The sequence below is a fragment of the Enterobacter cloacae complex sp. SHL020 genome (genome assembly GCF_049236945.1).
Taxonomy (GTDB): Bacteria; Pseudomonadota; Gammaproteobacteria; order Enterobacterales; family Enterobacteriaceae; genus Enterobacter; species Enterobacter dykesii.
Genome location: NZ_JBMKJF010000004.1, coordinates 349,013 through 373,764 on the forward strand (window position 1 = coordinate 349,013; position 24,752 = coordinate 373,764).

Sequence of the window (24,752 nt, forward strand, 5' to 3'; positions counted from 1 at the left end):
TCCCGCTAACCGCGCAATTCGTTGGCGCGACGGAAGCGACCTTCGTAGTCAAAGAGTTTCTCGCGCACCTGCCAGAACTGGCCTTTCTTACGGGCGACGACAAAATCCGGATGGCGCAATAACACCTGCTGGCGCACGATATCGGCCACGGTGATCCAGCGCAGCGGCACGCCCGGCGTTCGGGTATGCGGGCGGATAAACAGCTGTTCGAAGGCCATTCGCTGAGCAGGCGTCTGGACCCGGAAGCGCTCGCTGACGTCCGCCCCGTCCTCATCGTAATAGGTGATTTTCAGCCACTCACCTTTTTCATCGGCGCCGGGCTGCAGCACCATGCCGGAACAGCGCAGCACCAGAGCATCTTTCAGCTTTAATGCTGCTTTCAGCATGTCGTCCGGGTCAACCAGCACCGTGTCGCATTCCCGGCAGCGGCGAGCGGCAATGTCGTTTTCGGCATTGCACTGTGGGCAGTTTTTAAAGCGGAAGCGAAAATCGCACTGCTCGCGATGCCCGTCATCATCTTCAAACCAGCCCTGACAGCGGCGGCCAAAGTGTTCGACCAGCGTACCGTCGGCGGTGGTTTTGCCCCAGAAGGTGTTGGCAAACCCGCAGGCAGGGCAAAAGACCTGTACGGGCACGTTGTCGCTTTTTCCTTTTGGCGCGCCGACCTCAGGCGTATAGAGATCGTGCGGGTTACCGGCATAATCCAGAATCAGGCAGTCGGTTTTTCCCGGGGCCAGACGCAGGCCGCGGCCAACAATCTGCTGATAAAGACTGACCGATTCGGTCGGGCGCAAAATGGCGATCAGGTCGACGTGCGGGGCGTCAAAACCGGTGGTCAACACCGACACATTTACCAGATAGCGGAACTGCTGGGCTTTAAAGGCTTCAATCAGGCGGTCGCGCTCCGGACCGGGCGTCTCGCCGGTGATTAACGCCGCGTCGCCAGCGGGCAGTAATCCAGTGATTTCACGCGCGTGCTCAACGGTGGCGGCAAAGATCATTACCCCCTTGCGCGTCGCGGCGAACTCCTCAATCTGGCTGATAATATGCGGGGTAATGCGCTTCTGCTTTTTCAGCTCCTGGTTGAGATCCGCTTCGCTGAATAAGCCGTTGCTCTGCGCCTGCAGGCGGCTGAAATCGTACTGCACTACCGGCATATCCAGCCGTTCAGGCGGCGTCAGGTAGCCATGTTTAATCATGTAGCGCAGCGGAAGTTCGTAGATGCAGTCGCTAAACAGGGCCTTGTCATCGCCGCGCACCATGCCGTGATAATGGTAGCGATAGATCCAGCCTTTCCCCAGGCGAAACGGGGTCGCCGTCAGGCCCAGCAGGCGCAGATGAGGGTTCACCTCTTTCAGGTGGGACAGGATTTGCTGATACTGGCTGTCGTCGTCATCGCTGATGCGGTGACATTCGTCGACAATCAGCAGCGAAAATTCGCTGCGAAACAGGTCCAGATTGCGCGCCACCGACTGCACGCTGCCAAAGACCACTTTGCCGTGGCTCTCTTTACGCTTTAACCCGGCGGCGAAGATATCGGCCTCCAGCCCAAGCGCACAATACTTGGCATGGTTTTGCGCGACGAGCTCTTTGACGTGCGCCAGCACAAGCACGCGACCGCGGGCCAGACGCGCCAGTTCGGCGATGACCAGGCTTTTGCCTGCGCCGGTCGGGAGCACAATCGCCGCCGGCTCGCGATGTTTACGGAACCAGGCGAGGGTGGCGTCAACGGCTTCCTGCTGATAGGGACGAAGTGTAAAAGTCATGGGGTCTCGGTTTCGTTATTCCGCGCATAGTATGCCACGAAACTTTTTCCCTTGAGTGGCGCAACCAGACCATTATACTGAACCGTTCCAGACTGCTTCTTTTTTCGGACCTGTTGTCCGACTTCCAGCACCATTAAGGCTAAAAAGATTTCATGCGACTTGATAAGTTTATCGCTCAGCAACTCGGCGTAAGCCGCGCTATTGCCGGGCGCGAAATTCGCGCCAGCCGCGTTACCGTGGATGGCGACATTGTGAGAGACAGCGCGTTCAAACTGCAACCTGACCATCAGGTGGAGTATGACGGCAATCCGCTGACCCAGCAGCACGGTCCGCGCTACTTCATGCTCAACAAGCCGGAAGGCTACGTCTGCTCAACGGACGACCCGGATCACCCGACGGTGCTCTATTTCCTCGACGAACCGGTGGCGCACAAGCTGCACGCCGCAGGTCGCCTCGACATCGACACCACGGGTCTGGTGCTGATGACCGACGACGGGCAGTGGTCGCATCGCATTACTTCCCCGCGTCACCACTGCGAGAAAACCTATCTGGTCACGCTGGAGTCGCCGGTGTCGGATGACACAGCAGAGCAATTCGCGAAAGGCGTTCAGCTGCATAATGAAAAAGATCTGACCAAACCCGCCGTGCTTGAGGTGATTACGCCGACGGAGGTCCGTCTGACCATCAGCGAAGGGCGTTACCATCAGGTGAAGCGTATGTTTGCCGCGGTGGGGAACCACGTTGTTGGTCTGCATCGTGAGCGGATTGGTGCGATTGAGCTCGATCCCGACCTGGCCCCTGGCGAATATCGCCCGTTAACGGAAGAAGAGATCGCCAGCGTCGGTCTTCCTTCGCACTAATTTCAGGAGAGCTCTGTGACCACCAGGCCACACTCGTCGTTCAAAATCGTCTTCATTCTTGGCCTGCTGGCCATGCTGATGCCGCTGTCTATCGATATGTACCTGCCCGCGCTGCCGGTCATTTCCGCGCAGTTTGGCGTCCCGGCGGGCAGCGCGCAGATGACGCTCAGCACCTATATTCTTGGCTTTGCCCTCGGACAGCTGTTTTATGGCCCGATGGCGGACAGTCTTGGACGCAAGCCCGTCATTCTGGGCGGGACGCTGGTCTTTGCGGCCGCAGCGGTTGCCTGTGCGCTGGCGCAGACCATCGATCATCTGATTATCATGCGCTTCTTCCACGGTCTGGCGGCGGCTGCGGCAAGCGTGGTGATTAACGCCCTGATGCGCGATATCTACCCGAAAGAAGAGTTCTCCCGCATGATGTCGTTCGTGATGCTGGTGACGACGATTGCGCCGCTGGTGGCCCCGATGGCCGGTGGTGCGGTGCTGGTGTGGTTTAGCTGGCATGTGATTTTCTGGATCCTGGCCCTGGCCGCGCTGCTGGCCTCGGCGATGATTTTCTTCTTTATTGATGAAACGCTTCCCGTCGATCGCCGTCAGAAATTCCACATCCGAACCACCATCGGCAACTTTGCCTCGCTGTTTCGCCACAAGCGCGTGCTCAGCTATATGCTGGCAAGCGGGTTCAGCTTCGCCGGGATGTTCTCCTTCCTGAGCGCCGGGCCGTTTGTCTACATCGAGCTGAACCACGTTTCGCCGCAGCACTTCGGCTATTACTTTGCGCTTAACATCGTCTTCCTGTTCATCATGACCATCATTAACAGCCGCTTTGTCCGGCGGGTGGGGGCGCTGAACATGTTCCGCGCCGGGCTGTGGATCCAGTTTGTGATGGCTATCTGGCTGGTGGCGAGCGCGTTTTTGGGCGTGGGCTTCTGGGCGCTGGTGGTTGGCGTGGCGGCCTTTGTCGGCTGCGTGTCGATGGTGTCATCTAATGCGATGGCGGTGATCCTGGATGAGTTTCCGCATATGGCGGGCACCGCCTCTTCCCTGGCGGGGACGTTCCGCTTTGGCATCGGCGCTATCGTCGGAGCGTTGCTTTCAATGGCTACCTTTACGACGGCATGGCCCATGCTGTGGGCGATGGCTTTTTGCGCAACTAGCTCGATACTCTTCTATCTTTACGCCAGTCGACCGCGAAAAGCGGCCCACTAAAACACAGAGAAGGCCCGGCAGGGCCTTTTTTGTTGATGCATATCAACCAAACCCCCGTTCGTTTATTCCGTGTTTGTTTATTTTATGTAAAATCTATTTGTGTAAAAAGTCACATCATTGTATTCAAAAAGGTTGAGTTAGATCGCAGAAACGGGTACATATAGCGCCGACGCGAGCCTGAATACCGATAAAAAAGCGCTGAATAGTGCAGGCTGACGATGATGTGTTACTATAAATGTAAATAAATTGTGAAGTAAATTTTGCTTCCGGGGAACGAACGTGAATACATTACAACTTTCTATTGTCCATCGCTTGCCCCAGAGCTATCGCTGGTCGACGGGTTTTGCAGGTTCGAAAGTTGAACCGATTCCGCAAAACGTCGCGGGCTGTGAAAACTGCCTGGTGGCGCTCAAGCTGCTGAGCCCGAGCGACGAAAATGCATGGCGGGTGATGGAGCGTCTCAGTCAGGCCCTGACGGATATCGAAGTGGACAGCTCCGTGCTGGAGTGCGAAGGTGAGCCGTGCCTGTTTGTGAAAAGCCAGGACGAGTTTGCCGCCACCTGCCGTCTGAAAAATTTTGGCGTTGCCATCGCGGAGCCTTTCTCCGGCCAGTATCCGTTCTGACCGCTAGTCTGCCGACAACAGCTGGCGCGTGTAGCGCTGCGTTGGCGCGCTAAATACGCGCTGGCACTCTCCCTGCTCGACCACTTCTCCCTGTCGCAACACAATCACCTGATGGCATAGCGCCCTCACCACCTGAAGATCGTGGCTGATAAAGATATAGGCCAGCCGGTGCTTTTCCTGTAGCCCTTTCAGCAGCGCCAGGATCTGCGCCTGAACGGTTCTGTCCAGCGACGACGTCGGTTCATCCAGAATAATCAGCTCCGGCTTCAGGATCAGCGCGCGGGCAATGGCGATACGCTGGCGCTGCCCGCCGGAGAATTCAGCAGGATAGCGGTGGCGGGTCCCGGCATCTAAGCCCACTTCAGCCATCACCCGAATAACCTCCTGTTCCCGTTGCTGAGCGCTCAGGCCGGGCTGATGCACGCGCAGACCCTCCTCGATAATCTGTAACACGCTGAGCCGGGGGTTAAGCGAGGAGTTGGGATCCTGAAACACCACCTGCATGCGGGGCCTCACCGGCAGCATCTGACGGCGGTTCCAGCGGTGCAGCGGCATATCGTCAAAGAGGATCTCGCCCTGGGAGGCAATTAAGCGCAGCAGCGCCAAACCGGTGGTGCTTTTGCCCGAACCGGATTCGCCCACCAGCCCCAGGGATTCTCCCGGGCGCAGCGAGAAGCGGATGTTTTTCAGCACCGGATTCTGGTCGACGATGCGCCGCAGAATACCTTTGCGGATCGGGAACGAGACGGACAGATCCTCAACGCGCAGCAGCGGCGTGCTGTCAGCCGCGAGGGGAACCGGGTCGCCGGAGGGTTCGCTGTCGAGCAAACGCTGCGTATAGGGGTGCTGCGGCGCGCTCAGCAGCGTGGACGCGCTATTCTGTTCAACGCATCGTCCGTTCTGCATCACCGCGACGCTGTCGGCCAGCTTTCTCACAATACTCAGGTTGTGCGTGATAAACAGCAGGCTCATGTTCAGCTCGTCACGCAGTTCCCGCAGCAGCGTCAGTATTTGCGCCTGTACCGTTACGTCCAGCGCCGTCGTCGGCTCGTCGGCAATCAACAGCTCGGGCCGCGTGAGCAGGGCCATGGCGATCATCACGCGCTGGCGTTCGCCGCCGGAGAGCTGATGCGGAAAATCATTCAGCCGTTTGGCCGCATTGCGTATGCCGGTTCGTTCCAGACAATCCAGAATTTCTCCCCGCGCGGCCTCTTTGCGCATCCCCCGGTGCAGGGAGAGCACTTCATAGAGCTGTTTCTCCAGGCTGTGCAGCGGGTTGAGGGAAACCATCGGCTCCTGGAAGATCATCGCGATTTTGTTGCCGCGAATACCGCGCAGGGTATGTTCGTCGGCATGCATCAGCGAGCTGCCGTGAAACAGAATATCCCCTTGCGGGTAGCTCACCGGCGGAGAGGGCAACAGGCGCAGGATAGAGAGCGCCGAAACGCTCTTGCCTGAACCCGACTCGCCCACCAGTGCCAGCGTTTCCCCGGTCTGGATCTGCAGCGACAGGTCGGTGACCACGGTGCGCGTCTCGTCCTGCTTAGAAAAAGCAATCGACAGGTTTTCAATACTGAGAAGAGGCTGGGTCATTTTATACCGCCTTGTTCGGATCGAAGGCATCGCGCACGGCTTCGCCAATAAAAATCAGCAGCGACAGCAGCACGGCCACGGAAAGAAAGGCGGCGATACCTAACCACGGCGCCTGCAGGTTGTTTTTGCCCTGCAGCAGCAGTTCGCCGAGCGACGGGGAGCCCAGCGGTAGCCCGAAACCAAGAAAATCCAGCGAGGTGAGGGTGGTGATGGAGCTGCACAGAATAAACGGCAGGAAGGTGAGCGTTGCCACGACCGCGTTGGGCAGCATGTGGCGGAAGATGATCCCCCGGTCGCTCACGCCAAGCGCCTGCGCGGCGCGAATGTAGTCGAAATTGCGGGTGCGCAGGAACTCCGCGCGCACCACGCCCACCAGCGCCATCCAGCCGAAGAGGACGGTGATGCCTAACAGCCACCAGAAGCCAGGCTGCACCACGCTGGATAGCAGGATGATCAGAAACAGCGTTGGCATGCCTGACCAGACTTCAATAACCCGCTGGCCCCACAGGTCAATTTTCCCGCCGTAGTAGCCCTGAACGGCACCCGCCACAACGCCCATTACGCTTGAGAAGATCGTCAGCATCAGCCCAAAGAAAAGAGAAATTCGCGTGCCATACAGGATGCGCGCCAGCACGTCGCCGCCGTTAGCATCCGTTCCCAGCCAGTTTTGCGCGGAGGGCGGGGAAGGGAACGGAGTCGTGGTTGCGAAGTTAATGCTGTTTGCGCCAAAGCGGACCGGCGCCCAGAGCGCCCAGCCGTGCTGTTCGATCTGCTGGCGAAGCCACGGATCCTGATACTCCGCCGGTGTCGCAAACGGGCCGCCAAAGTCGCTTTCGCTGTAGTTGGCGATAACAGGCAAGTACCAGCGGTCGTTAAAATGCACCAGCAACGGCTTGTCGTTGGCGATCAGCTCCGAACACATGCTTAAGGCAAACAGCACGGCAAAAAGCCACAGCGACCAGTAGCCGCGGCGGTTGTGGCGAAAACGGGCCCAGCGGGCCTGGTTGACGGGGCTTAAACGCGGCATCAGCGGCCCTCAAAATCGATTCGGGGATCGACCAGCGTATAGCTGATATCACTGATGATATTCAGCAGCAGGCCAATCAGGGTGAAAATATAGAGTGTGCCGAACATAACCGGATAGTCGCGCGACACGGTAGCCTCATAGCCCAGCAGCCCCAGGCCGTTGAGTGAGAACATCACCTCTATCAGCAGCGAGCCGGTAAAAAACATGCCGATGAACGTGGCCGGAAACCCGGCGATCACCAGCAGCATGGCGTTACGGAACACGTGTTTCCACATGATCTGCTTGTCGCTCACGCCCTTGGCGCGGGCCGTGACAACGTACTGCTTACGAATTTCATCGAGAAAGGCGTTTTTGGTCAACATGGTCAGGGCCGCGAACCCACCAATGACCGTCGCCAGCACCGGCAGCGTGATATGCCAAAGATAGTCGGTGATTTTCTGATACCACGGCAGGGAGCTGAAATCGGCGGAGACCAGCCCCCGCAGCGGGAAGAGGTCGAAATAGCTTCCCCCGGCAAAAAAGACAATCAGCAGGACGGCAAACAGAAACGCCGGGATGGCGTAGCCGATGATGATGAACGTGCTGCTCCAGATATCAAACCGGCTGCCGTTATACACCGCTTTGCGGATCCCGAGCGGGATAGAGACCAGATAGATAATCAGCGTTCCCCACAGCCCCAGCGTTATCGAAACCGGCAGGCTTTGCTTGATCAACGTTAACACTGACGCACTGCGAAACAGGCTATCGCCAAAATCAAAGCGGATGTAATCCCAGAGCATCTTGAAATAGCGCTCGTGAATCGGTTTGTCAAAGCCGTAGCGGTGGGTGATCTCGGCGATCACCTCCGGATCCAGCCCGCGTCCGCCGCGATAATGGCTTTCGCTGATATTCCCTACGCCGGTTCGCGCATGGCTCGCGCCCATCCCTTCACCGCCGCCGCCGCCGGGCATGCCGCCGCTGTTGCCGAATTCAATGGCGGCAATCGCCTGATCGACCGGGCCGCCGGGGGCGATTTGCACGATAAAAAAGTTAATCGTGATGATGGCCCACAGGGTGGGGATGACCAGCAGGAGACGACGGAGAAGATAGGCACCCATGATGATTCCTTATCGCCGCTCAGCGGGAAGTCTGGCGGCTTTGTTAACGTCATACCACCAGGTATCAAAGCCCAGAGAATACACAGGGCGCACGGCAGGCACGGAGAACTTGTCCCAGCGCGCAAGGCGATCTTCGCCCATATACCACATCGGCAGCATGTAGTAGTTCCAGGTCAAGACCCTGTCGAGGGCGCGCCCGAGCGGCAGGAGTTTTTCTTTATCCCCCTGCGCCGCCACTATTTTCGCAATCAGCGCGTCAATCGCCGGGCTTTTTACCCCGGGCGCATTGTATGAAGAGTCGATGTAGCTGGAGGCCCAGGAGATTTGCAGGTCCGTGCTGGGCCACGGCTGGGCGGGCCACAGGCGCTGCATCATGTCGTAATCACGGCTGCGCATGCGGCTGGTGATCTGCGCGTTATCGACCTGGCGAATGTTCATGGTCACGCCCAGCCGCGCAAGGTTGTGCTTAAACGGCAGTACCCACTGATCGTTGCCCCCGGAGGAGAGCAGCAGTTCAAAGCTGAGAGGCTTACCCGTTCTGGCATCCACACGCTTTTGATTTTTCAGGTGCCAGCCCGCGTCATCCAGCAGCTTGCTGGCTTTCAGCAGGTTGTCGCGGTCGTAACCGTCACCGTTCGACGCGGGTGGCTGAAACACGGTGGTGAACACCTGTGGCGGCAGCTCCGCTTTCAGCGGCGCCAGCAGAGCCAACTCGTCGGCTTTCGGGTAATCGCGCGCGGCATATTCGGTGTTCTGGAAATAGCTATTCGCACGGCTGTAAGCCCCGTAAAACAGCGCCTTGTTCATCCATTCAAAATCAAAGGCCAGGGAAATGGCTTCCCGCACCCGGCGGTCATTAAATACCGGACGCTGAATATTAAACGCCAGCCAGCGTGTGTCCTGGGCAGACTCATTTTTGTGCTCGTCTTTGACGATATAGCCTTTGGCGAAATTTTTGCCGATATAGCGGGTCGCCCAGTTTTTGGCGCTGCTTTCTACGCGTAAATCGAAGGCACCGGCTTTGAACGCTTCAAACGCCACGTTATCGTCGAGGTAGTAATCATAGCGAAGGGTGTCGAAATTCCAGCGCCCGCAGTTTACCGGCAGGTTGGCCGCCCAGTAGTCTTTCACGCGAGAGTAAACAACATATTGCCCCATGCGCCAGTCGGTGATGCGGTATGGGCCGCCTGCCAGCGGCGGCGTGGAAAGCGGGTCGCTTAGCTTATGATTTTTCCAGAACGATTCAGGCATTACCGGCAGCGAGAAAAGGCTGAGCATATTCTCTTTGTTCGGTTCGCTCAGCTCGATGCGCACGGTGAGCGGCGCAATGGCCCTGACGGAAGCCCCTTTATACACGATGCGGAACTGGGGGACGCCTTCGGTCATGAATTTATGGAAGGTGAACGCGACGTCGCTGGCCTTCACCGGCGTACCGTCGTGAAAACGTGCCCGCGGATTCAGCGAGATTTCCGCCCAGGCGAAGTTATCGGCATAACGCACGTTCTCGGCAATCAGCGGATAGTAGCTGCCGGGTTCATCATCCGACGTGACGAAGAGCGTATCGTAAAGCGATTCCGTTCGCGCGGCCGCCACGCCGCGCAGGGCGAAGCGGTTGAAGTTGTCGAAGGTTCCCGTGGCGGAAAGCGTGACCTTTCCGCCCTTCGGCGCGGCAGGGTTAACGTAATCGAAGTGTGTAAAATTGACCGCATATTTCGGCTCGCCAATCACCGCGAAGGCGATATTTTCTTTGATGGCTTGCGCCTGGCTGGACAGGCTCGTTAGTGCCAACATCAGCAACATGAAGCGCATAAGCATCTCGCGGCGGCTCCCTCTTTTACAGACCGGCTCGGTTAAGCTGAATAATAAGTGACGTCGCGGGCAATGTGAAATTAATCACCCTCGGGCGAAATATCAGGCCGCCATTCGCGGAACTGCGCCAGCGGCATCGGGCGGCTAATCCAGTATCCCTGCAGGAAATTAACGCCGTGCTCGCGCAGCCAGGCGGCCTGTTCCGGCGTTTCCACTCCTTCGGCGACGGTCGACATATTCAACCGTCTTGCCAGCGTCAGGACGGCATCCAGCACCGGTGACGTCACCGTCTCAGTCCCTATCGCATTAACAAATCCACGGTCTATCTTGAGGTAGTCCATGGTGAAATGCTCAAGATAAATCAGCGCGCTGTGGCCGGTGCCAAAATCATCAATGGCTATCTCAAATCCTTCATTATGCAGCCATTCGAAAAGGCTGTTGGCTTCCCGGTGATTGAGCATATCGCGCTCGGTAATTTCCAGCACGATCTGGAAGTAATCCTGCGGCAGTAGCGCTTTGAAGGTGCGCATATCGTCTTTGAAGCTTTCTGCATGCAGATGCCCCGGCGCAATGTTGATGCCAACCTTTGCTCCCGGAGGTAACAGGGTTTGTAACACGGGGGCATCGTGAATGATAAGGTCAAAGAGATGCAGCGTCAGCGGGACAATCAGCTTCTGCGCTTCGGCAAAGTTGATAAACGCGTCCGGAGGAATTTCCCCCATTGTCGGGTGTTTCCAGCGCATCAGCACTTCAAGCCCGGTCATCTGGAGCGATTTAGCATCGACGACGGGCTGATAAACCACGTAAAACTGACCGCGCTTAATCGCGCTTAAAATCTCTTTACCCGGGCTGAGGCGAATGCTGAGGATATAGTAGTTGAGCGATCCGGCACAAATACCGCATACCAGCCCGAAGAAGAGGGCGTAGAGAATTTCATCGCTGGTCCAGGCGTCGGCATACAGGTTTATGGTCAGGGGGACGTCTTTCAGCGTCGCGGTACGGGCCGGAGTTTCATGCAGGTCATGCGCAAGGACCAGCGTGCTGGAGCGCGTTGACAGCGCATGATCGCCAATAATGATGGCAATGCCGGCAAATTCGTCCTGGCGCGCGGTGTAGAGCAGATAAGGCGTCAGATTAAGATTCACCGAGGTGAACACGCCGCCGTCCTTCACTAGCGGGTTACGGTACCAGATGGCAACCGCGGGCTTGTTGGGCAACATCGGGGTGCCTGGAAGCAATGCCATATCAATTTGTTTATCGATGTGCAGCTCAGGTATCAGCTCCTCCATCGGGGAATTCATCGGCCCCGTGGCAGAAGAGCAGAACGCCATTTTGTCTCTGACCAGCAGAAATGCGCGAACGTTAACGCTAAAGGCAGCGCGCGAGGTGAGTTCCTGATTAACGTCGTGGCAATTGCTTAGCGTGAGCGGCTGGAGCACATCGATAGAATTTTTTAACTCATCGAAATAGCTCTCCATATAGATGCTCACATCGTGGATCAGGGTGTCGAATTTGACTTCCCGCTTGTGGTAGCTCCAGAAAAATTGCAACGAACCCAGGAGCAGGGCGGCGATCAGGCCTGTGATGATGCTAAGGATCAGTATTTTGCGATTGCTGGAGAAATAGCGGGTGAGCATAGACGTCGTGATTCCTGAAATGCCGCTGGATGTATTCAGTGTAACGGGCAAAAAAAAACACTGCCGAAGCAGTGCTTTTTTTCATCATATCGTCAGCCAAGGGATAACCAACGATACGATAGTCATATTAACTGCGGGTCAGTACGCGGCGTGCTTCGTTGTAGCGCTTCTTCCAGTACGGTTCATTCATGCTGGAAATGGTCACACCGCTGCTGGTGGAGGCATGTACAAACTGGTCATTACCAATGTAGATGCCAACATGTCGACCTGTAGAACCGGCACGGAACAGGACTAAATCACCGGTGCGCAGTTTGGTACGTGAAATCGACTTGCCCATCTCCTGCTGTTCATAGGTTGAACGCGGAAGATCTAACCCAAATTGCTCGCGGAACGTACGCTGTACAAACCCGGAACAATCAATACCTGTTTTTGTGCTGCCGCCAAGACGATAGCGCACGCCTTTCCAGTCGGCATACTGGTCCATAATGCGGGACTTCACGTCCAGATTACGTACCATATTTTCAAATTCATCCTGAGAGGCTTGCAGTGACGAGGAATCTTCCATTCCCACAACACGCGTCTCAGGATGCATATTCTTTGCGGTGTTCGATGTACTACATGCAGACAACAGTACCGCGACTGCTATCGCCGGGATCCCCCGTAAGATATATCTCAGAAACGGTTGAGATTTGACCATTTTGTTTATTTTCCCTTGAAGTCCTTAACGACAAATATCGTTATAAAAATGCCAAACGTGACGAGACTAATTATCTGTTCACATTGAGACAATTCTTTCTGGTCACATTTGTGGCTCAGCGCACAAAATTATTTGCCATTGAAATAATTATCTCTATGGGGCAAAACGAGTTCGAGATTAACCGATTGCCTGGGGTAATGCGAGTAAAAAAAGCCTTTTTTTTATAAGAAAATGTGATACAGAAAGTAAAAACATGGAAATGCTCAAAATACCGGCAGATCCGCCGCGTAATCGCGTAATTGATTCATTTTTATCATGAATGTGATGACAGGAATATGACAGTGAGAAACGATCGTGGCGGGAGAGCTATCAGGGATCATGTCGATCCCTGATAGCTCACGTTAATTTAGGTTAGTTATTTGTTTAATTGTTGTTGCGCTCTGCCGGGAAGATAGCGATCGAACAGCGCTATTATCCTGTCGCTCAGTGGGGTCATCAAACACCACGGCAGCGCAATCAGCGCCACGGAGAGCGAACCGACGGCAATATCGGTGAACCAGTGAGCGCCAATCATTACGCGCGGGAAGGCAAAAACCACAAAAATAATCAGGGCTATGGCAAAGGCTTTTCTGCCGAAATAGCGAAGCATAATTGCGGAAAAAATAAGCAGCATCATGCCGTGATCGCCGGGGAAACTATCCTTCGACGCATCTTTTGTTGGGATATGCAGCAGTTCGCTGACGCGATAAATATCGGTGAAGAATAGCGTTGGGCTTGAACGCTTAACCGGAATAATCGCGGTTGCCAGCTGGTTAATGACAACGGCAAACAGCAGCATCACCAGACCGATAATGAGAATACGCCGACGCCCGGCTTTATCCTCTTTCAGCCAGAAAGAGAGCATCAGGCAGCCCATGGCCAGCAGCGAGAAGCCGTCGAAGGCACGGTTGTTGGTAATTGCCACCAGCCAAAGAAACGCGTTGCTCTTCACCAGTTCCTGGTTGAAGAAGTGAAAAATGGCAGAATCCAGCGGGAACCAGAAACCATGATCCGCCGGGATATACCAGGAGAAGAAAAGCGCCAGACCGGCGACATTAAGCAGTAATATCAGGGGAAATCGAGTTGTCATAACGTTCTGCATAGAGTGAAAACTGGGGCAACGTTAGCCGCCCGAACTTAAACGAATCCTCAACAGGCTGGACTGGAGGGCATTCCAGTCGGCGTTAACCGCACTAATTAACTCTATTCGGCTGTCAGGCGGCGCCACATTTTGCGTTTCAATAAAGAAATCGTCGCCCTGACGGTTGATCCTCACCAGCCCGTCTGGGGTGCGCATGATCGCTTTCACGCGATCGACGGGAGCAAGTCGGGCCCACTCCAGGATCCCGATGGTGTCGAAAACGGTTTCAGCATCAAAAATCCATCCGCAGGCCTGATATCCCTGGCCGCTGTTCAGGTTACGACGCCAGCGCTGATGTTCCGGCAGGCTGAGAGCGGCTAAACCCTGTTTCACCGAATGACGATGTTGATGTTCCGCACTGGCCGGAAGTTCAGCCATGTTCAGACGAGGAAGGTCAAGCAGGGCGCTATCAATATTCCCCTGGGTGGTCTGTACCCGCGTGCGGTTGCCGCCGAAATGTTGCCACCACGCGTCCAGCGCGGCCTGGCTTTCAGCCGTGGCGCGATCTGCTTTATTCGCGACAATAACGTCAGCCGAGGCGAGCTGATCGCGGAAGTTCTCATTGGCCACCGCCTTGTCATCCAGAAGCTGACGCGGATCGAGCAGGCACAGGGTGGCGCGCAGATCGATCCACGGCTCGTAAACCGGGGCGATCAGTAAATCGAGGATCTGCTTAGGGTGGCCCAGACCGGTGGGTTCAATCAGCAGGCGGTCAGGTTTGCCCTGACGCAGCAGGGTATTAAGCCCGACCTGCATCGGCAGGCCATTGACGCAGCACATGCATCCGCCGGGGATCTCTTTAATCATCGCGCCGCTGGATGACAGCAACGCGCCGTCAATGCCCACCTCGCCAAATTCATTGACCAGCACCGCCCATTTCTCGGCAGGATCTTTGTTCGCCAGCAGGTGGAGAATTGAGGTGGTTTTACCGCTGCCGAGAAAACCGGTGATGAGGTTGGTTTTGGTCACGTGCGCTCCAGATGAGAATTGTGATGCTATAACACTATTCTCTTTATCCTGGCGAAAAACGTGACCTGTGAGAAGAGGGAGGGCGAACGGAGGCTTCATCCGTTCGCGTTAAGCGCAATAATCGTTAAATATTTAACGTTTCGATAACAGCCTGACGTGCGCCGTGGCGGGTGATGCGCTGGTATGCCTGATTGACTGCCTCCACAAACACGCTGTTTTGCGCGAGATCGTGACCAAAGACCTCGCTGAGCCTCAGCAGCGCGTTAACGCGGTCGGCATCGCTACTGGCGTCGACGATGGCGCGGATTTTATCGCTGAGGGGATCGCGAACATCAATCGCGTTGCCACGGTCGTCGGTACCGCTGACGTAGCGTATCCAGCCGGCCACGCCCAGGGCCAGCAGCGGCCACGGTGTTTTTCGCTCGAGATGAACGCGGATCCCGTCCAGCATTCTTTGCGGAAGCTTCTGGCTACCGTCCATCGCGATTTGCCAGGTTCGATGCTGGAGCGCCGGGTTGGCAAAGCGCTCGAGAAGGCTATCGGCGTAGGCGGTGAGGTCGACATCCTTAATGCGTAATGTGGGGGCCTGCTCGTTCAGCATCAGCCGACGGGCGGCTTCACGAAACGCGGCGTCCTCCATGCATTCATTAATATGGGCGTAGCCCGCGAGATACCCCAGATACGCCAGGAAAGAGTGGCTGCCGTTGAGCATGCGCAATTTCATCTGCTCCCACGGCAGAACATCCTGCACCATCTGAACGCCCGCGACTTCCCACTCCGGACGGCCGGCGACAAAATTATCTTCCACCACCCACTGAATAAACGGTTCACAGCTGATGGCGCACGGATCTTCCACGCCGAGCGCGTCGGTGATTTCCGCCAGCGAGGCTTCCGTCGCGGCGGGAACAATTCTGTCGACCATCGTTCCCGGGAAGCTCACGTGGCTGTCAATCCATTCAGACAGCGCTGCAGAACGCTTTTGCGCCATGCCCAGCACTGCGTTTTTCACCACGTGCCCGTTGTCGGGGATATTGTCGCAGGAGAGCACGGTAAACGCAGGCAAACCGCGCTCGCGGCGGCGGTGAAGCGCTTCGACAAGGATCCCGGGTGCGGAATGCGGCTCTGAGGGATTTTCAAGGTCATGGATTATCCGGGCGTTGTGCAGATCGAGTTTCCCGGTCGCGGGATCGATGCAATAGCCTTTCTCCGTGATGGTGAGCGACACGATCGCGACCTGAGGCTCGCAAAATTTCTCAATAATGGCGGGCAGGGAGTCCAGTTTTGCGTTCAGGCATTCATGGACGGCACCGACGATAATCGCCTCATTTCCTTCTGCCCCTTTCTCCAGCACGGTGAACAGGTGATCCTGCGCGCGCAGCTGGCTCATCAGTATATCGCCGCTGAAAAGGCTAATCTCACAAATACCCCAGTCGCCGCCTTTTTCATTCAGCACCCGATTTGTTAACAATGCCTGGTGCGCACGGTGAAACGCGCCAAAGCCAAAATGGACGATGCGGGAGCGCAGTTGCTGACGATCGTAGCGCGGCTGCTGAACCTTAGCAGGAAGGGCTGTGGAGGCAATTGTCTTCATGTGATATACACCTGATTAACCATTAATTAACAATGTCAGTGTAAAGTTATATGACAGCAAATAAAATTGGTGAGCCGTAAATATCCACGTTCTGTGAGTTTGATCAATCAATGTGTGGCGATATGTTGACCCTTAGCGGCAAACATGTATGGTAGTCGTCATTGCAGTAACACATATTGGTATAACAACTTAAGAGGGTGAGGCAATGGAACAAACCTGGCGTTGGTACGGGCCGAACGATCCGGTTTCTCTTGATGATGTGCGCCAGGCTGGCGCAACGGGTGTCGTCACGGCGCTGCATCATATTCCTAACGGTCAGGTATGGCCGGTTGAAGAAATTCAACAGCGTCAGGCGCTGCTGGCGGAGAAAGGGTTAAGCTGGTCTGTCGTAGAGAGCATCCCGGTTCACGAAGACATCAAAACCCATTCCGGGGAGTACCAGACCTGGATTGCTAACTATCAGCAGAGCATTCGTAACCTGGCAGCCTGCGGCATTGATACGGTTTGCTATAACTTCATGCCTATTCTGGACTGGACGCGTACCGACCTTGAATACCAGATGCCGGACGGCTCGAAAGCGTTGCGTTTCGACCAGATCGCCTTCGCGGCGTTTGAGCTGCACATTCTGAAACGTCCTGGCGCCGACGCGGATTACAGCGCGGAAGAGCAGCAGCAGGCGCACGCGTGGTTTAACGCCGCCAGTGACGCAGACATCGAAAAGCTGACCCGTAATATTATTGCGGGCCTGCCGGGGGCTGAAGAGGGTTATACGCTGGATCAGTTCCGCGCGCGCCTGGCGGAATACGGCGATATTGATAAGCAGCAGCTGCGTGAAAACATGGCGTACTTCCTGCGCGCTATCGTGCCGGTTGCTGAAGAGGCAGGTGTACGCCTCGCGGTACACCCGGACGATCCACCGCGTCCTATCCTCGGCCTGCCGCGTATTGTTTCCACTATTGAAGATATGCAGTGGCTGAAAGAGACGGTAAACAGCATCTATAACGGCTTCACCATGTGTACCGGCTCCTACGGCGTGCGTGCGGATAACGACCTGGTGCGGATGATTGAAACCTTTGGCGATCGCATTCACTTTACGCACCTGCGTGCGACCTGCCGTGAGGATAATCCAAAAACCTTCCACGAGGCGGCGCACCTGGGCGGCGATGTGAATATGGTAGCGGTGGTAGATGCCATTCTGGCGGAAGAGGCGCGTCGCAAGCAGGCGGGCGACGTGCGTCCTATTCCGTTCCGTCCGGATCACGGCCACCAGATGCTGGACGATCTGCGTAAGAAAACCAACCCGGGCTATTCGGCGATTGGCCGTCTTAAAGGGATGGCGGAAGTGCGCGGCGTTGAGCTGGCGCTGAAGATGACGAAGTATCCTGAATTGCTGTAAAAGAAAAACCCGGCGTAAAGCCGGGTTTTTTGTGTTAGTCAGCGCGACCCATATAGCGTTTTTCTTCAATATGGATGCGGATCTTCTCGCCAGCGGAGAGGTATTCAGGCACCTGCACAACCAGGCCGGTGGTTAGGGTAGCCGGTTTGTTGCGCGCACTTGCGGATGCGCCTTTGATGCCGGGTGCGGTTTCCACGATTTCCAGATCGACGGTCTGCGGCAGCTCCAGCGCCAGCAGCACGCCGTCCCAGGTGAGGACCTGCATGTCAGGCATGCCGCCTTCAGGGATGAACAGCAGCTCTTCTTCAATCTGGTCTTTGGTGAAGATGTACGGGGTGTAATCTTCTTTGTCCATGAACACGTATTCGTTGCCGTCGATGTAGGAGAAATCAACGTAGCGACGGGTCAGGGTCACGGTATCGACGATGTCGTCACCTTTAAAGCGCTCTTCCACCTTCAGGCCAGTACGCACATCGGCGAAACGCATTTTGTACAGCGTTGCTGCACCACGGGCGCTGGGTGCCTGAATGTCGATATCTTTCACAATCAGCAGTTTGCCGTTGTAATTCAGCACCATACCTTTCTTAATTTCGTTCGCTCTTGGCATTGCAGTAATCCTGTTTACGGGAGGTAAAAAATATCGCGCCAAATTACTCGTGCGCGGCCTTTCAGGCAAGAGGAATTCGTGGCTTTTGCTATCAATACGCAAAAGGTGTTACTGTGCGCGCGATGCCCGACTGCGCGGGCCATCGTCAGCTAAAGAGAGCATTTATGGATTGTCGTCCCGATTGTGGCGCTTGCTGTACTGCACCGTCCATTTCAAGCCCCATTCCAGGAATGCCGGGGGGCAAGCCTGCCAATACCCGCTGCGTTCAGCTCTCGGAAACTAACCTGTGCATGATCTTTGGATCGCCGTTGCGCCCGAAGGTCTGCTCAGGGCTTCAGCCCACTGCCGAAATGTGCGGCAGCACGCGAGGGCAGGCGATGACGTACCTTCTTGAGCTGGAAGCACTCACCGCACCCTAAACGTCTTTAATTCTCGCCAGACAGCCGATTGTCAGCGTGCACATCACCAGCGCAATCCAGAACACCGTGTGATAGTTCCAGATTTCGGCAACGACACCGGCCATTGAGCCCGCGATAATCCAGCCCACGCGGGTGGTATTAGTATAAAGGGTGGTGGCTGAGCCTGCCTGGCCCGGCATCAGATCCTGGAAATAGAGCATGCCTATCCCGGCGAGAATGCCAATGTAGATGGCGTTCAGCAGCTGTAAAGCCAGCAACAGCCCCGGCGTATGTACCGTCAGCATACCGATATAGAACAGCAGACCGGCGGCAGCGGCGATGCGCATTAAAAAACGCTTTCCGAAGCGCTTTGCGTAATAGCCCGCAATGAGCATCGTCGGGATCTCAAGCCCGGCCGCGGTGCCCATCATGATGCCCGCCAGCTTCTCCGACAGGTGCAGTTCATCAATAATAAACAGCGGCATATTGATGATATACAGGCTGTTGGTGCCCCACATCAGCGTGCAGATCGCGAACAGGAGCAGGGCATCGCGGCGATTACGGCGCGGCGCTTCCAGCACGCCCGTTGCCACTTTCGCCTCTTTGCGCATGGACGGCAGGAAGAACCACACCAGCGCGCCGCACACCACAAACGCGACGGCCGCGCTCAGGTACATCACCGTAAAACCAAAACCCATCGCCAGCGCGTAAGCCAGCGGCGGGCCAATCACCCATGCCAGCGACACCTGAGCACGCAGGACAGAGCTGAACATCACCGCTTCACGTCCGGTATGGTCGGCGTGTTCGCGGGCAAGGGCGAACAGCTGTGGGTTCGCCGTCGAGCCAAAGCTGCTCAGGAAAACCCCGACGAAGAGCAGAATGAAATAGTTGCGGTTCCAGGCAAATAAAACGCAGGCCATGACCCCGAGCAGACAGCAGAAAACGATCAGGCTTTTACGATCGCCTTTTCTGTCGGATCGTCCCGCCAGAAACTGGCTGACCAGGATGCCGATGATAGCGCTTCCGGTAAAGAAGAAGCCCACCATCGCCGGACGGACGTGAACCTCGTTGGTCAGAAACAGGCTCAATGTCGGCGTCTGTAACGCACCGGCAATGCCCGTGAAGAAGGCAACAATCAGGAATGCCGCTGAGGTCAAATCAAAGGGCTTCGGCGAGACGGCCGCAGGGGTGTTATGCATGTTTTATAATTAGCGAGTAGCAGAGAGGGGCGGAGTTTACGCCGTCAGCTAAAAAATAAACAGTGGGTACGGTCAATGATGCCACGAAAAATCAAAATGGCATTTCAACTACGTCCCACCCGGCTGAACTTAGCTGAAACTGTCTTGCTGAACTTCAGCAAAATTCAGCTGAACGAAGAAGAAATGTGCTGTATCTCTAAATTCTGATATCGGAAATACGAGTTTACTTGCAAGACATTGCAGAAAGCGCAAGACTTTTTGAAACGTTTCAGCGCTATCTTGTTTTAACAAACGGAGCAGGCTAGCGCATTTTTTCTCATTAAAGCTGAAACGATTCAAGTTCAGCAGGAGTGGAGAACCATGTTCCAGTTATCTGTTCAGGATATCCACCCGGGCGCTCAGGCCGGGGATAAAGAAGAGGCTATTCGCCAGGTTGCCGCTGCGCTTGTGCAGGCGGGTAACGTCGCGGACGGCTATGTAAACGGCATGCTGGCCCGCGAGCAGCAGACCTCAACCTTCCTCGGCAATGGCATTGCCATTCCGCACGGCACCACCGACACCCGCGATCAGGTGTTGAAAACCGGCGTTCAGGTTTATCAGTTCCCGCAGGGCGTGCTCTGGGGCGACGGTCAGGTGGCGTATGTGGCTATCGGTATCGCGGCCAGCAGCGACGAACACTTAGGCCTGCTGCGTCAGCTGACGCATGTCCTGAGCGATGACGATGTGGCTGAACAGCTGAAGTCCGCGACCACAGCTGAAGAGCTGCGCGCCCTGCTGATGGGCGAAAAACAGAGCGAAGCGCTGAAGCTGGACAATGAAACGCTGACGCTGGACGTGGCTGCCTCCGATCTGGTGACGCTGCAGGCGCTGAACGCGGGTCGTCTGAAAGAGGCTGGCGCGGCGGATGCCACCTTTGTGACGCGCGTGATTAACGATAAGCCGTTGAATCTGGGTCAGGGTATCTGGCTGAACGACAGTGCTGAAGGCAACCTGCGCAGCGCTATCGCCGTGAGCCGCGCGGCCAATGCGTTTGACGTGGAAGGCGAGCGTGCGGCCATGCTGGTGACCGTGGCAATGAACGATGAGCAGCCGGTTTCCGTGCTGAAGCGTCTGGGCGATCTGCTGCTGAACAACAAAGCTGAAAAACTGCTGAACGCTGATGCCTCCACCGTGCTGGCACTGCTGACCAGTGATGATGCGCCGACTGAAGACGTGCAGACCGCGGAGTTCGTGGTACGTAACGAGCACGGCCTGCATGCCCGTCCGGGCACCATGCTGGTGAATACCATTAAACAATTCGAGAGTGAGATCACCGTGGCGAATCTTGACGGCACGGGCAAACCGGCCAACGGCCGTAGTCTGATGAAAGTTGTCGCGCTGGGCGTGAAGAAAGGCCACCGTCTGCGTTTCACGGCGCAGGGTGCAGATGCTGAACAGGCGCTGAAAGCGATTGGCGACGCCATCGCGGCAGGTCTGGGGGAGGGCGCATAATGAGCAGACGTGTTGCGACTATTACGCTGAACCCGGCTTATGACCTGGTAGGATTTTGCCCGGAAATTGAGCGCGGCGAAGTCAACCTCGTGCGTACCACTGGCCTGCATGCTGCGGGCAAAGGGATTAACGTCGCGAAAGTGCTCAAGGATCTCGGTATCGATGTCACCGTGGGGGGATTCCTCGGTAAAGATAACCAGGATGGTTTCCAGCAGCTGTTCAGCGAGCTGGGCATTGCCAACCGTTTTCAGGTTGTTCAGGGCCGCACCCGCATCAACGTTAAGCTGACGGAGAAAGACGGTGAAGTGACCGATCTGAACTTCTCTGGCTTCGAAGTAACGCCGTCTGACTGGGAGCGTTTTGTTAACGACTCTCTGACCTGGCTTGGTCAGTTTGACATGGTCTGCGTAAGCGGCAGCCTGCCGTCCGGCGTGAGCCCGGAAGCGTTTACCGACTGGATGACGCGCCTGCGCAGCCAGTGCCCGTGCATTATTTTTGACAGCAGTCGCGACGCGCTGGTTGCCGGTCTGAAAGCCTCGCCGTGGCTGGTTAAGCCGAATCGCCGCGAGCTGGAGATCTGGGCGGGTCGTAAGCTGCCGGAATTAAAAGATGTGATTGACGCTGCCCATGCGCTGCGCGAGCAGGGTATCGCTCACGTGGTGATCTCGCTTGGTGCAGAAGGCGCGCTGTGGGTTAACGCGTCTGGCGAATGGATCGCCAAACCGCCGTCAATGGAAGTTGTGAGCACCGTTGGCGCAGGGGATTCCATGGTTGGCGGCCTGATTTATGGTCTGCTGATGCGGGAATCCAGTGAACATACCTTACGTCTTGCCACTGCCGTTGCTGCCCTGGCCGTAAGCCAGAGCAATGTCGGTATTACCGATCGTACCCAGTTAGCCGCGATGATGGCGCGCGTTGACTTAAAACCTTTTAACTAACAGCAGGAGAGGAATAATGAAAACGCTGCTGATCATTGACTCCGGTCTCGGACAGGCTCGCGCCTATATGGCGAAGACCTTGCTGGGCGCGGCGGCACAAAAAGCACATCTGGACATTATCGATAATCCAGGCGATGCAGAACTGGCCATTGTACTGGGTGATAAAATCCCGGCTGACAGTGCGCTGAACGGCAAAAAAGTGTGGCTGGGCGATATTAATCGCACGGTGGCACACCCGGAACTGTTCCTGAGCGAAGCGAAAGAGCACGCGTCTGTCTACAGCGCGCCTGTCGCGACGGCACCGGCTGCGGCCACCGGTCCGAAACGCATTGTTGCGGTGACGGCCTGCCCGACGGGCGTGGCTCACACCTTTATGGCAGCTGAAGCCATCGAAACCGAAGCGAAAAAACGCGGCTGGTGGGTTAAAGTTGAAACGCGCGGCTCCGTCGGTGCCGGCAACGCTATCACCCCTGAAGAAGTGGCTGAGGCCGATCTGGTGATCGTGGCGGCGGATATCGAAGTGGACCTGGCGAAATTTGCCGGTAAGCCAATGTACCGCACCTCTACCGGCCTGGCGCTGAAAAAGACCGCGCAGGAGTTTGATAAAGCGCTGGTGGAAGCGAAGCCGTATCAGGCAACCGGCGCGCGTCAAACCGCGACGGAAGGTAAGAAAGAGTCTGCAGGCGCATATCGCCATCTGTTGACCGGTGTGTCTTACATGCTGCCGATGGTGGTTGCGGGCGGTCTGTGTATTGCCCTCTCGTTCGCATTTGGTATTACCGCGTTTAAAGAGCAAGGCACGCTGGCCGCTGCGTTAATGCAGATTGGCGGCGGTTCCGCGTTCGCACTGATGGTGCCGGTACTGGCAGGCTTTATTGCCTTCTCCATCGCTGACCGTCCAGGCCTGACGCCGGGTCTTATCGGCGGCATGCTGGCCGTGAGTACCGGTTCTGGCTTTATCGGCGGTATCATTGCGGGCTTCCTGGCCGGTTACGTCGCGAAGCTCATCAGCTCGAAGCTCAAGCTGCCGCAGAGTATGGAAGCGCTGAAGCCGATTCTGATCATCCCGCTGATTTCCAGCCTGGTGGTCGGTCTGGCGATGATTTACCTGATTGGTAAGCCGGTTGCTGGCATCCTGGCGGGTCTGACCCACTGGCTGCAAACCATGGGTACCGCGAACGCGGTTCTGCTGGGCGCAATCCTCGGCGGCATGATGTGTACCGACATGGGTGGTCCGGTGAACAAAGCGGCGTACGCCTTTGGTGTTGGCCTGCTGAGTACTCAAACCTACGCACCGATGGCAGCGATCATGGCGGCAGGTATGGTGCCTCCTCTGGCGCTCGGCCTGGCGACGATTATTGCCCGTCGTAAGTTCGATAAAGCGCAGCAGGAAGGCGGCAAAGCGGCGCTGGTGCTGGGTCTGTGCTTCATCACCGAAGGGGCGATTCCGTTCGCGGCTCGTGACCCAATGCGTGTGCTGCCGTGCTGTATCGCGGGTGGTGCAGTGACCGGGGCGATCTCCATGGCGATTGGCGCGAAGCTGATGGCACCACACGGCGGTCTGTTCGTGCTGCTGATCCCTGGCGCTATCACGCCGGTACTGGGCTACCTGCTGGCGATTATCGCGGGTACGCTGGTGGCTGGTCTGTCTTATGCGGTGTTGAAGCGCCCTGAAGCAGAAGCGGTTGCGAAAGTAGCCTAAGGGTTAACGTGACAAAAAAGCCGGGTGCATTATGCACCCGGCTTTTTTTATGCCGCCTGTTCAGCGGTTTGCTGTGCCTTCAGCCAGGCAATCTCTTCTGCCCAGATGTCCGGATTGATGGTTTCCAGCACCATCGGTATACCGTCGAAGCGGGCGTCCTGCATGATAAAGCGGAACGCATCGTGGCCAATATTGCCTTCGCCCAGGCTGTGGTGGCGGTCAACGCGGCTGCCAAAGGCGCTTTTCGCATCGTTTAAGTGCATTCCGCGCAGGTACTTAAAGCCCACAATACGCTCAAACTCATCGAAGGTGTTTTTCGTTGCCTCGGTGGTGCGCAGGTCATAACCGGCGGCAAACGCGTGGCAGGTATCAATGCACACGCCCACGCGGGATTTATCCTCCACGCCGTCGATAATTGCGGCCAGATGTTCGAACTTAAAGCCCAGGTTGCTGCCCTGACCGGCGGTATTCTCAATCACCGCGGTGACGCCTTTGGTCTTGTCCAGGGTGATGTTGATGGATTCAGCAATGCGCGCCAGGCAGGCATCTTCATCGATCTGCATCAGATGGCTACCCGGATGGAAGTTCAACAGCGTCAGCCCCAGCTGTTCGCAGCGCTGAACTTCATCAAGAAACGCCTCGCGGGATTTTTCCAGCGCCTCTTCAACCGGGTGACCGAGGTTGATCAGGTAGCTGTCGTGGGGAAGGATTTGGCCTGGCCCGTAGTGATACTTCTCACAGGCGGCCTTGAAATCATCAATCACTTCAGCGGTGAGCGCTGCGGCGCGCCACTGGCGCTGGTTTTTGGTGAACAGGGCGAAAGCGGTCGCCTCAATTTCGGCGGCGCGAATGGCGGCATTCGCAAGGCCACCTGCAGCGCTGACGTGCGCTCCAACATATTTCATAAAAAAACTCCTGCTAACCCGAAACGCTTATGATAGCGGGTTAGCAGGAGAAGG

21 protein-coding genes are annotated in these 24,752 nt (G+C 56.4%); 8 read left to right on the forward strand and 13 right to left on the reverse strand.

Translation table 11 applies throughout. The annotated features are described in order from the left end of the window. Positions 1-5: 5 nt before the first annotated feature. A complete protein-coding gene (locus tag ACOTZB_RS13190; protein WP_421627347.1) occupies positions 6-1,766 on the reverse strand; it encodes a DEAD/DEAH box helicase in 1,761 nt (586 codons plus the stop codon). A 152-nt stretch (positions 1,767-1,918) separates the two neighbouring features. On the opposite strand from ACOTZB_RS13190, the gene rsuA reads away from it, so the two are divergent. The 3 genes from rsuA (at position 1,919) to ACOTZB_RS13205 (ending at position 4,462) form a co-directional block, all read left to right on the forward strand. Beyond that, the gene (rsuA, locus tag ACOTZB_RS13195) at positions 1,919-2,626 is read left to right on the forward strand and encodes a 16S rRNA pseudouridine(516) synthase RsuA (RefSeq protein ID WP_348941138.1); all 708 of its coding nucleotides are present in this window, start codon (positions 1,919-1,921) and stop codon (positions 2,624-2,626) included. A 15-nt stretch (positions 2,627-2,641) separates the two neighbouring features. Continuing rightward, positions 2,642-3,838 (forward strand): Bcr/CflA family multidrug efflux MFS transporter, encoded by a 1,197-nt coding sequence (locus ACOTZB_RS13200; RefSeq protein ID WP_421627348.1) that lies wholly within the window; start codon positions 2,642-2,644, stop codon positions 3,836-3,838. 279 nt (positions 3,839-4,117) lie between these two features. Continuing rightward, positions 4,118-4,462 carry a YejG family protein gene (locus tag ACOTZB_RS13205; RefSeq protein ID WP_045334337.1) on the forward strand — a complete coding sequence of 115 codons (345 nt, stop codon included), beginning with the start codon at positions 4,118-4,120 and terminating at the stop codon, positions 4,460-4,462. 3 nt (positions 4,463-4,465) lie between these two features. Here ACOTZB_RS13205 and yejF read toward each other — a convergent pair whose 3' ends face one another. From yejF to ACOTZB_RS13250, 9 genes are all read right to left on the reverse strand, one after another. Beyond that, positions 4,466-6,055 carry a microcin C ABC transporter ATP-binding protein YejF gene (yejF, locus tag ACOTZB_RS13210; RefSeq protein WP_193806142.1) on the reverse strand — a complete coding sequence of 530 codons (1,590 nt, stop codon included), beginning with the start codon at positions 6,053-6,055 and terminating at the stop codon, positions 4,466-4,468. 1 nt (position 6,056) lies between these two features. Further along, complete coding sequence (locus ACOTZB_RS13215) at positions 6,057-7,082, reverse strand: ABC transporter permease (RefSeq protein WP_421627350.1); 1,026 nt, start codon at positions 7,080-7,082, stop codon at positions 6,057-6,059. Beyond that, positions 7,082-8,179: a microcin C ABC transporter permease YejB gene (locus ACOTZB_RS13220; RefSeq protein ID WP_421627351.1), complete on the reverse strand. Its 1,098-nt coding sequence runs from the start codon at positions 8,177-8,179 to the stop codon at positions 7,082-7,084. Before ACOTZB_RS13220 ends, ACOTZB_RS13215 begins: the two co-directional genes overlap by 1 nt. A gap of 9 nt (positions 8,180-8,188) precedes the next feature. Then, a complete protein-coding gene (locus ACOTZB_RS13225; RefSeq protein WP_421627353.1) occupies positions 8,189-9,994 on the reverse strand; it encodes an extracellular solute-binding protein in 1,806 nt (601 codons plus the stop codon). Positions 9,995-10,068: 74 nt separating this feature from the next. Further along, a complete protein-coding gene (locus ACOTZB_RS13230; RefSeq protein WP_421627354.1) occupies positions 10,069-11,625 on the reverse strand; it encodes a cyclic di-GMP phosphodiesterase in 1,557 nt (518 codons plus the stop codon). A 127-nt stretch (positions 11,626-11,752) separates the two neighbouring features. After that, positions 11,753-12,322, reverse strand: coding sequence for a bifunctional murein DD-endopeptidase/murein LD-carboxypeptidase (gene mepS, locus ACOTZB_RS13235; RefSeq protein WP_008500946.1), 570 nt, complete (start codon positions 12,320-12,322; stop codon positions 11,753-11,755). Between the two features lie 415 nt (positions 12,323-12,737). After that, positions 12,738-13,451, reverse strand: a complete 714-nt coding sequence (locus ACOTZB_RS13240) for a phosphatase PAP2 family protein (protein WP_029740964.1) — start codon at positions 13,449-13,451, stop codon at positions 12,738-12,740. 33 nt (positions 13,452-13,484) lie between these two features. Next, positions 13,485-14,471, reverse strand: coding sequence for a CobW family GTP-binding protein (locus ACOTZB_RS13245; RefSeq protein ID WP_421627357.1), 987 nt, complete (start codon positions 14,469-14,471; stop codon positions 13,485-13,487). 124 nt (positions 14,472-14,595) lie between these two features. Then, a complete protein-coding gene (locus tag ACOTZB_RS13250; protein WP_421627358.1) occupies positions 14,596-16,062 on the reverse strand; it encodes a mannitol dehydrogenase family protein in 1,467 nt (488 codons plus the stop codon). Between the two features lie 205 nt (positions 16,063-16,267). Here ACOTZB_RS13250 and uxuA point away from each other — a divergent pair, with 205 nt between their 5' ends. After that, positions 16,268-17,458, forward strand: coding sequence for a mannonate dehydratase (uxuA, locus tag ACOTZB_RS13255; protein WP_421627359.1), 1,191 nt, complete (start codon positions 16,268-16,270; stop codon positions 17,456-17,458). 34 nt (positions 17,459-17,492) lie between these two features. On the opposite strand, the gene yeiP is transcribed toward uxuA, so the two are convergent. Next, positions 17,493-18,065: an elongation factor P-like protein YeiP gene (yeiP, locus tag ACOTZB_RS13260; protein WP_008500940.1), complete on the reverse strand. Its 573-nt coding sequence runs from the start codon at positions 18,063-18,065 to the stop codon at positions 17,493-17,495. Positions 18,066-18,229: 164 nt separating this feature from the next. Between yeiP and ACOTZB_RS13265 the strand changes: the two genes are divergently transcribed. Further along, the gene (locus ACOTZB_RS13265; protein WP_047652737.1) at positions 18,230-18,484 is read left to right on the forward strand and encodes a zinc/iron-chelating domain-containing protein; all 255 of its coding nucleotides are present in this window, start codon (positions 18,230-18,232) and stop codon (positions 18,482-18,484) included. On the opposite strand, the gene setB is transcribed toward ACOTZB_RS13265, so the two are convergent. Then, positions 18,481-19,662 carry a sugar efflux transporter SetB gene (setB, locus tag ACOTZB_RS13270; RefSeq protein ID WP_421627360.1) on the reverse strand — a complete coding sequence of 394 codons (1,182 nt, stop codon included), beginning with the start codon at positions 19,660-19,662 and terminating at the stop codon, positions 18,481-18,483. The two genes, ACOTZB_RS13265 and setB, sit on opposite strands and share 4 nt — an antisense overlap. 360 nt (positions 19,663-20,022) lie before the next feature. Here setB and fruB point away from each other — a divergent pair, with 360 nt between their 5' ends. From fruB to fruA, 3 genes are read left to right on the forward strand one after another with little or no spacing between them, the layout of a single operon-like run. Beyond that, positions 20,023-21,153 carry a fused PTS fructose transporter subunit IIA/HPr protein gene (gene fruB, locus ACOTZB_RS13275; protein WP_368525147.1) on the forward strand — a complete coding sequence of 377 codons (1,131 nt, stop codon included), beginning with the start codon at positions 20,023-20,025 and terminating at the stop codon, positions 21,151-21,153. Continuing rightward, the gene (fruK, locus tag ACOTZB_RS13280) at positions 21,153-22,091 is read left to right on the forward strand and encodes a 1-phosphofructokinase (protein WP_008500936.1); all 939 of its coding nucleotides are present in this window, start codon (positions 21,153-21,155) and stop codon (positions 22,089-22,091) included. The genes fruB and fruK overlap by 1 nt, the downstream gene beginning before the upstream one ends. A gap of 16 nt (positions 22,092-22,107) precedes the next feature. Continuing rightward, positions 22,108-23,793: a PTS fructose transporter subunit IIBC gene (gene fruA / locus ACOTZB_RS13285; protein WP_421627362.1), complete on the forward strand. Its 1,686-nt coding sequence runs from the start codon at positions 22,108-22,110 to the stop codon at positions 23,791-23,793. 47 nt (positions 23,794-23,840) lie between these two features. Here the strand turns inward: fruA and nfo are convergent, their stop codons facing one another. After that, positions 23,841-24,698: a deoxyribonuclease IV gene (gene nfo / locus ACOTZB_RS13290; RefSeq protein WP_421627363.1), complete on the reverse strand. Its 858-nt coding sequence runs from the start codon at positions 24,696-24,698 to the stop codon at positions 23,841-23,843. Positions 24,699-24,752: the final 54 nt, after the last annotated feature.

Bases quoted from the DNA above. Each gene is read 5' to 3' on its own strand.
- nfo (WP_421627363.1), bottom strand. From the start codon at position 24,698: ATGAAATATGTTGGAGCGCACGTCAGCGCTGCAGGTGGCCTTGCGAAT.
- fruB (WP_368525147.1), top strand. From the start codon at position 20,023: ATGTTCCAGTTATCTGTTCAGGATATCCACCCGGGCGCTCAGGCCGGG.
- rsuA (WP_348941138.1), top strand. From the start codon at position 1,919: ATGCGACTTGATAAGTTTATCGCTCAGCAACTCGGCGTAAGCCGCGCT.
- uxuA (WP_421627359.1), top strand. From the start codon at position 16,268: ATGGAACAAACCTGGCGTTGGTACGGGCCGAACGATCCGGTTTCTCTT.
- ACOTZB_RS13230 (WP_421627354.1), bottom strand. From the start codon at position 11,625: ATGCTCACCCGCTATTTCTCCAGCAATCGCAAAATACTGATCCTTAGC.
- ACOTZB_RS13225 (WP_421627353.1), bottom strand. From the start codon at position 9,994: ATGCTTATGCGCTTCATGTTGCTGATGTTGGCACTAACGAGCCTGTCC.
- fruA (WP_421627362.1), top strand. From the start codon at position 22,108: ATGAAAACGCTGCTGATCATTGACTCCGGTCTCGGACAGGCTCGCGCC.
- ACOTZB_RS13250 (WP_421627358.1), bottom strand. From the start codon at position 16,062: ATGAAGACAATTGCCTCCACAGCCCTTCCTGCTAAGGTTCAGCAGCCG.
- ACOTZB_RS13240 (WP_029740964.1), bottom strand. From the start codon at position 13,451: ATGACAACTCGATTTCCCCTGATATTACTGCTTAATGTCGCCGGTCTG.
- ACOTZB_RS13265 (WP_047652737.1), top strand. From the start codon at position 18,230: ATGGATTGTCGTCCCGATTGTGGCGCTTGCTGTACTGCACCGTCCATT.
- yejF (WP_193806142.1), bottom strand. From the start codon at position 6,055: ATGACCCAGCCTCTTCTCAGTATTGAAAACCTGTCGATTGCTTTTTCT.
- ACOTZB_RS13220 (WP_421627351.1), bottom strand. From the start codon at position 8,179: ATGGGTGCCTATCTTCTCCGTCGTCTCCTGCTGGTCATCCCCACCCTG.
- ACOTZB_RS13215 (WP_421627350.1), bottom strand. From the start codon at position 7,082: ATGCCGCGTTTAAGCCCCGTCAACCAGGCCCGCTGGGCCCGTTTTCGC.
- setB (WP_421627360.1), bottom strand. From the start codon at position 19,662: ATGCATAACACCCCTGCGGCCGTCTCGCCGAAGCCCTTTGATTTGACC.
- ACOTZB_RS13190 (WP_421627347.1), bottom strand. From the start codon at position 1,766: ATGACTTTTACACTTCGTCCCTATCAGCAGGAAGCCGTTGACGCCACC.
- fruK (WP_008500936.1), top strand. From the start codon at position 21,153: ATGAGCAGACGTGTTGCGACTATTACGCTGAACCCGGCTTATGACCTG.
- yeiP (WP_008500940.1), bottom strand. From the start codon at position 18,065: ATGCCAAGAGCGAACGAAATTAAGAAAGGTATGGTGCTGAATTACAAC.
- mepS (WP_008500946.1), bottom strand. From the start codon at position 12,322: ATGGTCAAATCTCAACCGTTTCTGAGATATATCTTACGGGGGATCCCG.